This window comes from Leyella stercorea, from assembly GCF_021531355.1.
In the GTDB taxonomy this organism is placed as follows: Bacteria; Bacteroidota; Bacteroidia; order Bacteroidales; family Bacteroidaceae; genus Prevotella.
Genome location: NZ_JADYTS010000043.1, coordinates 20,058 through 27,714 on the forward strand (window position 1 = coordinate 20,058; position 7,657 = coordinate 27,714).

8 protein-coding genes are annotated in these 7,657 nt (G+C 42.6%); 3 read left to right on the plus strand and 5 right to left on the minus strand.

Annotated features, from left to right (window positions below; translation table 11 throughout):
* The first annotated feature begins 31 nt into the window (after positions 1-31).
* The 3 genes from argS (at position 32) to I6E38_RS09945 (ending at position 4,345) form a co-directional block, all read left to right on the plus strand.
* Positions 32-1,849, plus strand: coding sequence for an arginine--tRNA ligase (argS, locus tag I6E38_RS09935; RefSeq protein ID WP_235393845.1), 1,818 nt, complete (start codon positions 32-34; stop codon positions 1,847-1,849).
* A gap of 9 nt (positions 1,850-1,858) precedes the next feature.
* The gene (locus tag I6E38_RS09940) at positions 1,859-2,323 is read left to right on the plus strand and encodes an RNase H family protein (protein WP_235393846.1); all 465 of its coding nucleotides are present in this window, start codon (positions 1,859-1,861) and stop codon (positions 2,321-2,323) included.
* Between the two features lie 441 nt (positions 2,324-2,764).
* Complete coding sequence (locus I6E38_RS09945; protein ID WP_235393847.1) at positions 2,765-4,345, plus strand: AlbA family DNA-binding domain-containing protein; 1,581 nt, start codon at positions 2,765-2,767, stop codon at positions 4,343-4,345.
* Positions 4,346-4,559: 214 nt separating this feature from the next.
* On the opposite strand, the gene I6E38_RS09950 is transcribed toward I6E38_RS09945, so the two are convergent.
* The 5 genes from I6E38_RS09950 to I6E38_RS09970 form a co-directional block, all read right to left on the minus strand.
* Positions 4,560-5,231 carry a GNA1162 family protein gene (locus I6E38_RS09950; protein WP_235393848.1) on the minus strand — a complete coding sequence of 224 codons (672 nt, stop codon included), beginning with the start codon at positions 5,229-5,231 and terminating at the stop codon, positions 4,560-4,562.
* A complete protein-coding gene (locus tag I6E38_RS09955) occupies positions 5,228-5,572 on the minus strand; it encodes a DUF4810 domain-containing protein (protein ID WP_235393849.1) in 345 nt (114 codons plus the stop codon). Before I6E38_RS09955 ends, I6E38_RS09950 begins: the two co-directional genes overlap by 4 nt.
* Complete coding sequence (locus tag I6E38_RS09960; protein ID WP_235393850.1) at positions 5,572-5,910, minus strand: hypothetical protein; 339 nt, start codon at positions 5,908-5,910, stop codon at positions 5,572-5,574. Before I6E38_RS09960 ends, I6E38_RS09955 begins: the two co-directional genes overlap by 1 nt.
* Positions 5,907-6,836, minus strand: coding sequence for a CsgG/HfaB family protein (locus I6E38_RS09965; protein ID WP_094879265.1), 930 nt, complete (start codon positions 6,834-6,836; stop codon positions 5,907-5,909). The genes I6E38_RS09960 and I6E38_RS09965 overlap by 4 nt, the downstream gene beginning before the upstream one ends.
* 607 nt (positions 6,837-7,443) lie before the next feature.
* Positions 7,444-7,657 (minus strand): transposase (locus I6E38_RS09970; protein ID WP_235393851.1); only part of this gene is annotated, 214 nt, incomplete at its 5' end.

Sequence of the window (7,657 nt, forward strand, 5' to 3'; positions counted from 1 at the left end):
ATTTATAATTGAATAAAAACAGAATAAAATCATGACAATAGAACAGCAAATCGTCGCTACCGCAATAGCTGCGGTGAAAGAACTTTACGGTCAGGAAGTGCCTGAGAAGATGGTGCAGCTGCAGAAGACCAGAAGCGAGTTTGAGGGCAACCTCACTCTCGTAGTGTTCCCATTCCTCAAGATTTCGCACAAGAAGCCCGAGGACACAGCACAGGACCTCGGCCAGTATATCAAGGACAACTGCCAGGCTATTGCCGACTACAATGTTGTGAAGGGATTCCTCAATCTCGTCATCGACAAGAAGGCTTGGCTCGGACTGCTCAACGAGATGAACGCCAACGAAAAGTTCGGCGAGAAGCCCATAACTGAGAACTCTCCGCTCGTGATGATTGAATACTCATCGCCCAACACCAACAAGCCGCTCCACCTCGGACACGTTCGCAACAACCTGCTCGGATGGTCGTTGGCACAGATTATGGAGGCTAACGGCAACAAGGTGGTGAAGACCAACATCGTAAACGACCGTGGTATCCACATCTGCAAGTCGATGCTCGCATGGCTTAAGTACGGCAACGGCGAGACACCTGAGACTTCTGGAAAGAAGGGCGACCACCTTATCGGCGACTACTATGTAGCCTTCGACAAGCACTATCGCGAGGAAGTGAAGACTCTGAAGGCTCAGTACATGGCTGAAGGAATGGACGAGGAAGCTGCCGAGAAGAAGGCTAAGGAAGAGTCGCCGCTCATCAAGGAGGCTCACGAGATGCTCGTAAAGTGGGAGCAGAACGATCCTGAGGTACGCGCATTGTGGAAGAAGATGAACGACTGGGTATATGCCGGATTCGACGAGACCTACAAGGCTCTCGGCGTAGGCTTCGACAAGATTTACTATGAGTCGAACACCTATCTCGTTGGTAAGAAGAAGGTGGAGGAAGGCTTGGCTAAGGGACTCTTCTTCCGCAAGGACGACAACTCTGTTTGGGCAGACCTCACAGGCGAAGGACTCGACCAGAAGCTGCTGCTGCGCTCTGACGGCACCAGCGTATATATGACTCAGGACATCGGAACAGCCGAAATGCGCTTCAACGACTTCCCCATCGACAAGATGATATACGTCGTTGGCAACGAGCAGAACTATCACTTCCAGGTGCTCTCAATACTTCTCGACCGTCTCGGATTCAAGTGGGGCAAGGAGCTTGTACACTTCTCTTACGGCATGGTTGAGCTGCCCAACGGCAAGATGAAGAGCCGCGAGGGAACCGTAGTTGACGCCGACGACCTCATAGCAGCTATGATTGGCGACGCCAAGCAGACAAGCGAGGAGCTGGGCAAGTTTAAGGACATGAGCGAAGAGGAGCGCAACGAGATTGCACGTATTGTAGGTATGGGTGCGCTGAAGTACTTCATCCTGAAGGTAGACGCACGCAAGAACATGCTGTTCAATCCTGAAGAGTCAATCGACTTCAACGGAAACACGGGTCCGTTCATTCAGTACACATACGCCCGTATACGCTCAATCCTGCGCAAGGCTCAGGCTGAGGGCATCGCCATTCCGGCACAGCTGGGCGACAACATGCCTCTCAACGAGAAGGAGATTGAGCTCATCCAGAAGCTCAACGAGTTTGGCGCTGCAGTAGAGCAGGCCGGCAAAGACTACTCACCGAGCGGTATTGCCAACTATTGCTACGAACTGACCAAGGCATTCAACCAGTTCTATCACGACTACTCAATCTTGGGTGCCGACACCGAGGACGAGAAGATTGTACGTCTGGTACTGGCTCAGAACGTTGGCAAGACGCTGAAGAACGGCATGGCATTGCTGGGTATTGAGGTGCCTGAGCGCATGTAATGTAGCCTTATGGATACACTCAATCCTCCCGACTACCGCCACGATACGGTGTTGCCGCTGCCCATGGAGGTGACGGCAAACGCCTGGGCGGTGGACGCAGCATGCTCTGGCAATCCGGGTCCGATGGAATATCAGGCCATCGACCTTGCCACCGGAGCGCAGGTGTTCCACTTCGGTCCGATGCACGGCACCAACAACATAGGCGAATTTCTCGCCATTGTACACGCGCTTGCATTGCTCGACCGCCAAGGCATTACAGGCAAGACCATCTACTCCGACTCGCACAACGCCATACTGTGGGTTCAGAAGCGACAGTGCAAGACCAAACTGGAGCGCACACCGCAAACCGAACCCCTCTATCAGATAATCGCCCGCGCCGAGACATGGCTCCGCACGCATCAGATAAAGAACCATCTGGTGAAGTGGGAGACGCGCAAGTGGGGCGAAGTGCCTGCCGATTTCGGGCGAAAATGAATAAAGAAAGCCCCACCCCCTGCCCCTCCCCCGCAGGGAGGGGAGCGGTATGCTGGGCTAACTATGGCATTCTTGCTATAGCCAGCACAAACAATTAAGCGGAACGGCGGACTCCCGTCCGACGCACAAGCAGAAACAACACATTAGCGTTATGTCGCTTCTTTTGTTTACTTGCGCGTCGGACGGGAGTCCGCCGTTCCGTTTTTATTATATAAAGAGCCTTTTCCCCATATTCCCTATTAAGATGAGTAGCAGAACCTCCACCATCCTTTTGGCATTCTTCTAAGAGTGTCGAAAGTCAACTAAAAATTATTCTAAACGCAGAGAAAATTATGATTTTCCTTCAGTCCTTTATGTTTTTTGGGATAAATGATGTAACTTTGGACTCTAAGAAAACTGAAATAACGATGAATATTAAGTAACAAAGTAATCATAAGATATATGGCAATACCTATTAACATAGAAGATTTGCTAAGTAAGCAAAAGGTTGAGTCAAATAGAATAGAATTTAAGGCGGGATGGAATCCTTCTTCGATATATCATTCTATATGCGCTTTCGCCAATGACATAGATAACCTTGGTGGAGGTTACATACTTGTTGGTGTTGAAGAGGAAAACGGAGTTGCTGTTCGTCCCGTTAAGGGATTAGAAGATAATCAACTGGATAAAATTCAGCGTGAGATGCTTCAATTCAACACAATGATGGATCCTATATATTATCCAAGAATATCAGTAGAAGAAATAGATGAACGGAAGATACTTGTTATATGGGTTACTTCTGGGCATAATCGTCCATATACTGTGCCTGCTGATGTTACAGCAAAACTTAAGAAGCCTGTATTCTATATCCGTTATGGAACATCATCAATTGAAGCTAAAGGAGAAGATCTTGATAGGCTTCGTGATATGGCCAATAGAGTGCCTTACGATGATCGTGGTAATGAGAATATAGATATTGATGACATTTCACCTTTATTGGTAAAGAACCATTTAGCCTCTGTTGGTAGTAAGCTTGCAAAAGCTGACTTTACATCTGATATGGGAAAAATTCTAGAACAGATGGAGCTACTTGATGGACCAAAGGAGAAACGATTGGTTAAAAATGTTGCTGCTATGATGTTTGCAGAAAGACCTGAGAAATTCTTCCCTGTATCACGTGTGGAAATAGTTGTATTCCCAGAAGGAAGAGAAAATAATCCGGACAATTTCATTGAAATACCAGCAATTACTGGACCTGTACCAATGATGATACGAGATACGCTTAATTATTTGCGTACGAATATTATAAAGGAACGGGTCATCAAGCCAGCCGATAATGAGAAGTCTATAAAGGTGTATAATTATCCCTTTCAGTCACTTGAAGAGGCTGTTGTGAATGCATTGTATCATCGCGATTATAAAGAACGTGAACCTGTTGAAATAACCGTAGAACCGGATAAGATAAGCATTCTTAGTTATTCTGGTCCTGATCGTTCTATTAGTTTAGAGTCTATCAAGGAAGCAAAATCACTTCGTTCACGTCGATACAGAAACCGTAGATTGGGTGAGTTTCTGAAAGAGTTGGATCTTACAGAAGGTAGAGCTACTGGCATTCCGACCATTCAGAAGAAGCTGTTAGAGAATGGTTCACCTAAAGCGACAATAGAAACAGATGAATCACGCAGCTATTTCTTGATAGATATCCCATGTAGGAAAGATTTTGTCCAAGATGACAATACTATCAGAAGAACCGATATACAGCGTATCACGATAAATTTGATGGTAAAATGTCCAAGATGTGTCCAAGATATGTCCAAGATAGAGGTTGAACATTTAGCAGTATGCATTCTTAAATCACGAAGTGCGGTTTCCGCTCAGATTATGTTGGAAGGCGTTGATAATATTTCATATAAACAAAAACGTCGCAAATATTTGGACAAATTACTTGAAATGGGAGTTCTACAGATGACAATTCCAGAAAAACCTACAAGTAGGCATCAGCAGTATATACTCAGCAAAAAAGGGAAAGATTTACTTGAATAATAATATTTAAGAAAGTTACCTTATCACGATATATCCCTCTATTAGCTTTCTTTTTGTTCTATTATAATGCGTAAAGATATTGTTAAGATCATTTTTAGTTAGGATTACAGTAGGTTCCTCTATATTACGCTAAAGTAATGTCTTCTATAAGTAGCCTCGGTGGACATGAGTCTCCACCGAGGTTTTTGTAATACAAATTTGTATCGGTCAGCAATTATTTTACAGTTGCCTTAATTAACTTTTTGCCAGCAGGATTCTTTGAATCTTTTTCATAAAACTCGGAGTATTTGCCAGCAGGTAAATCTGTTAATACGTATGCATTACATTTTCTTCCTGCAATAACTTTGTCTGTGACAGCTGTGTTAACAGCAGTTGCTATGAGACCAACTATAGCCCCGAAACCACCACTACCACCATTTACGCTTGTGTCTACCTTGATGTTGCCTTCGCGTGTGTAAAGTGTTTGCCCAGTCTTAGTAGAGCGAAGTATGTATTCAACATCAACCGTTAGTTTTCCACCAACGTTATTACGTTTCCAATCTTTGATAATTGTAAACATTGCTGCATCAGCGCCCAGTACCTTGCGGAATATAGAGAGGTCACCTTCCAAAAAGTTTTCTGCATCATATGCACTTTCTTGTTGGAACATCTCCATCGTTAAATACGGAGAAAAGACATAGTATCCTTTCTCACATAGAGGAAGGTACATTGTCGTGTAAAAATAGTCTTTTGCCTCAGCATGCGTAGTCTGGTTTATAGGAGGCATAATGGCGATTGTTACAGGCTTTTCTTCATACATAGCCGGATATTGTTCACCCATTGTTTTTGTCGAAGAACACGAGACAACAACAATTGCCGTTAACACAAGCATTAATATCTGTTTCATTTTTCTAGCTGTTTAATGATTCTTGAAATATAAGTCTCAGATTCGGGATAAAGTTTCATCTCTTGTTTAAGATAATTCAAACCTTCTTCTTTCTTTCCGCCCATGTAAAGAGCGTACCCATATTCTGCATAAAGTCCTGGAGGAACAGCTTTACGCGAGCCTTTCTGTTTTTGGATGAGTTTGAGATATTGATCCATCATCTTCACCTTTAACTCATCTGTACGTTTTTTGTTGTACTGGTATGTAGCATCCTCATAGTTGTACCATGAGTATAAGGATTTGGTTGAGCCGCATGAGGCAAAAAGTCCAATTATAGCTCCTAATAGAATTAACTTTTTCATTATGGTAATATTATTTGTTTAACTTCTTGGGTTGATACGAATATCTTCTTTTGATAGATGTTTTTACCATTATAAGATACTGTTAAGTTTCTTGTTCCTACAGCAATGCCGTATTGAGAACCACGTCTGTTTGCTTTCGAATTCTTCACAACTTTTGCGGTAAATGGAACATTGTTATCAATTTTCACTGCAACACTTTTCCCTGCGTATTCATTCGAACTGACAAATAAAAGGTAAGCAATGTCTTCTTTTCCACTTTCTTGTGCAACGGGAAGATGGGCGCGACATCCAATCAGTAAGAGAGGAATGACGAATAATAGAGTTATTAACTTTTTCATTTCATTTGCTCAATTATATAATTATTCATTGTGGATTCATTTATGGGTTCTGAGGTATCCACACTAACAAACGAATATTCTGTTTCGGGAGTGTCACCGCCAGTAGAGAGTATAGTAGCTGTACCTATCTGTTTGCCTGGGAGGTTTATCATGATTCCTGTCTGTGGATTCTTAACCTTTTTGCCTTTAGTTTTGATGGCGAATTTCATACCTTCTTTGATACCTTGGCTTGCTCCTCCAGCTATAAGCGTACCGTCGGCATCACTTGAAATGATGTATGTTTTCCAAGGACTATTTGTACATTTGTTGATAATATTTTCGACAAGTTGACCGATAGCCTCTGAAATAGCCTTATCACTCAGCGTGGCATCAAAGCTTGCTGAACCTCCAACACCCATTGTTGTTTTTGTTGTAAGTTCTGCACTTCCTTTTGCTTCATCCGAATATATAATTAGTCCTGAAGAAACATCAACTAAACGAATAGCCACAGCAGCTTCAACTGTTTGGGTCTTTTGTGAAGAGAAGACTCCATTCTTACCAGTATTTTTTCTACCAAATTCTGTAATGGAGCCAATAATCATGTAGTCAGCTCCTATAGTAGCAGAACCTCCACCATTCTTCTGGCATTCTTCTAAGAGAGTCGAAAGGTCACTACGTTCTAAAAGAATAAATTTTCCCGAAGAAGCTAGCTTTGTAGAAAGAATGTCCAAAGCTTGTTTTCCCATAGGATCGTTTTCCTTGTCGTAGAAAATGCCTTTAGCATATTGGGTCTCATTTGAAAAACGCCCAATTGCTACTTTACGCTTCAATACCATTCCATCATCTTGGACTTGGTTTGTAGGTGTTTCTACGATGACTGTCTTTCGTTGTGCTGATGCTAATTGTATTGACATCAACAGAGCAATCAATAAACAAAATTTTTTCATCGTTGTTGTTGTACAAATAAACCAACGACTCCCTGATTGGTCTGTTATTTTATTAGGTTTTCCATATACAGAAATAAGAAACGTGGAGCCAGTCCTGTCACTCGTTCCACTTGTTAAGGCCTTAGCATTGCCCGGATTGTCGAAACGAGCAACGTCGAAAGCCTAAGTATATAATTCACCCTCCTTGACAACGAGCGGCAGAGCCGTCCGAAGCCAATGAGGGCTGTATACAATACATCCCATGAGGCGTTCCCGTTGCTTTGTTTTTGACAATCCATAGAGTTTGCGAAGTTCTAACAAGTCAAAACAAAAGCGTACAGTTACGCCTTATTATGTATATTTCTACCTTTCCTCTGCCAATAATGACTTTCGGTAAGGGTAGACTTTGCAAAGTTAAGTTTTTTATACGATAATTCATTTTGTTTCAGTAAAAAAGTTTCCAAAATGCAACAAAAGACTTCATATTGCACATAAAAAGAAGATGGAACATTATTTTATGCTATAAGAATCTTACTAAATATGAATGAAAACCATTCATACCACTCCCCTCCCTGCGGGGGAGGGGCGGCTCATATAATATTGTTGTGTTTTTAACAATCTGTATTTCTTATGCAAACAACTGTTTTACCCTATAAAGATAGAACTTCAGATCGTTCACTCCTCTGAATTCAGCCCTGAATGTTTTTAACTTGCAATTGAATGATTCGGCACTGGCGTTTGTTCTTTTGTCATTGAAGAAATTCAGTATTCTGTCATAATGGCTTTGAAACGTTTTGATGACAGTATTAAACTCTTCACAGTTCCATTGCTCAACCTGATTA

Bases quoted from the DNA above. Each gene is read 5' to 3' on its own strand.
- I6E38_RS09945 (WP_235393847.1), top strand. From the start codon at position 2,765: ATGGCAATACCTATTAACATAGAAGATTTGCTAAGTAAGCAAAAGGTT.
- I6E38_RS09960 (WP_235393850.1), bottom strand. From the start codon at position 5,910: ATGAAAAAGTTAATAACTCTATTATTCGTCATTCCTCTCTTACTGATT.
- I6E38_RS09965 (WP_094879265.1), bottom strand. From the start codon at position 6,836: ATGAAAAAATTTTGTTTATTGATTGCTCTGTTGATGTCAATACAATTA.
- argS (WP_235393845.1), top strand. From the start codon at position 32: ATGACAATAGAACAGCAAATCGTCGCTACCGCAATAGCTGCGGTGAAA.
- I6E38_RS09950 (WP_235393848.1), bottom strand. From the start codon at position 5,231: ATGAAACAGATATTAATGCTTGTGTTAACGGCAATTGTTGTTGTCTCG.
- I6E38_RS09955 (WP_235393849.1), bottom strand. From the start codon at position 5,572: ATGAAAAAGTTAATTCTATTAGGAGCTATAATTGGACTTTTTGCCTCA.
- I6E38_RS09940 (WP_235393846.1), top strand. From the start codon at position 1,859: ATGGATACACTCAATCCTCCCGACTACCGCCACGATACGGTGTTGCCG.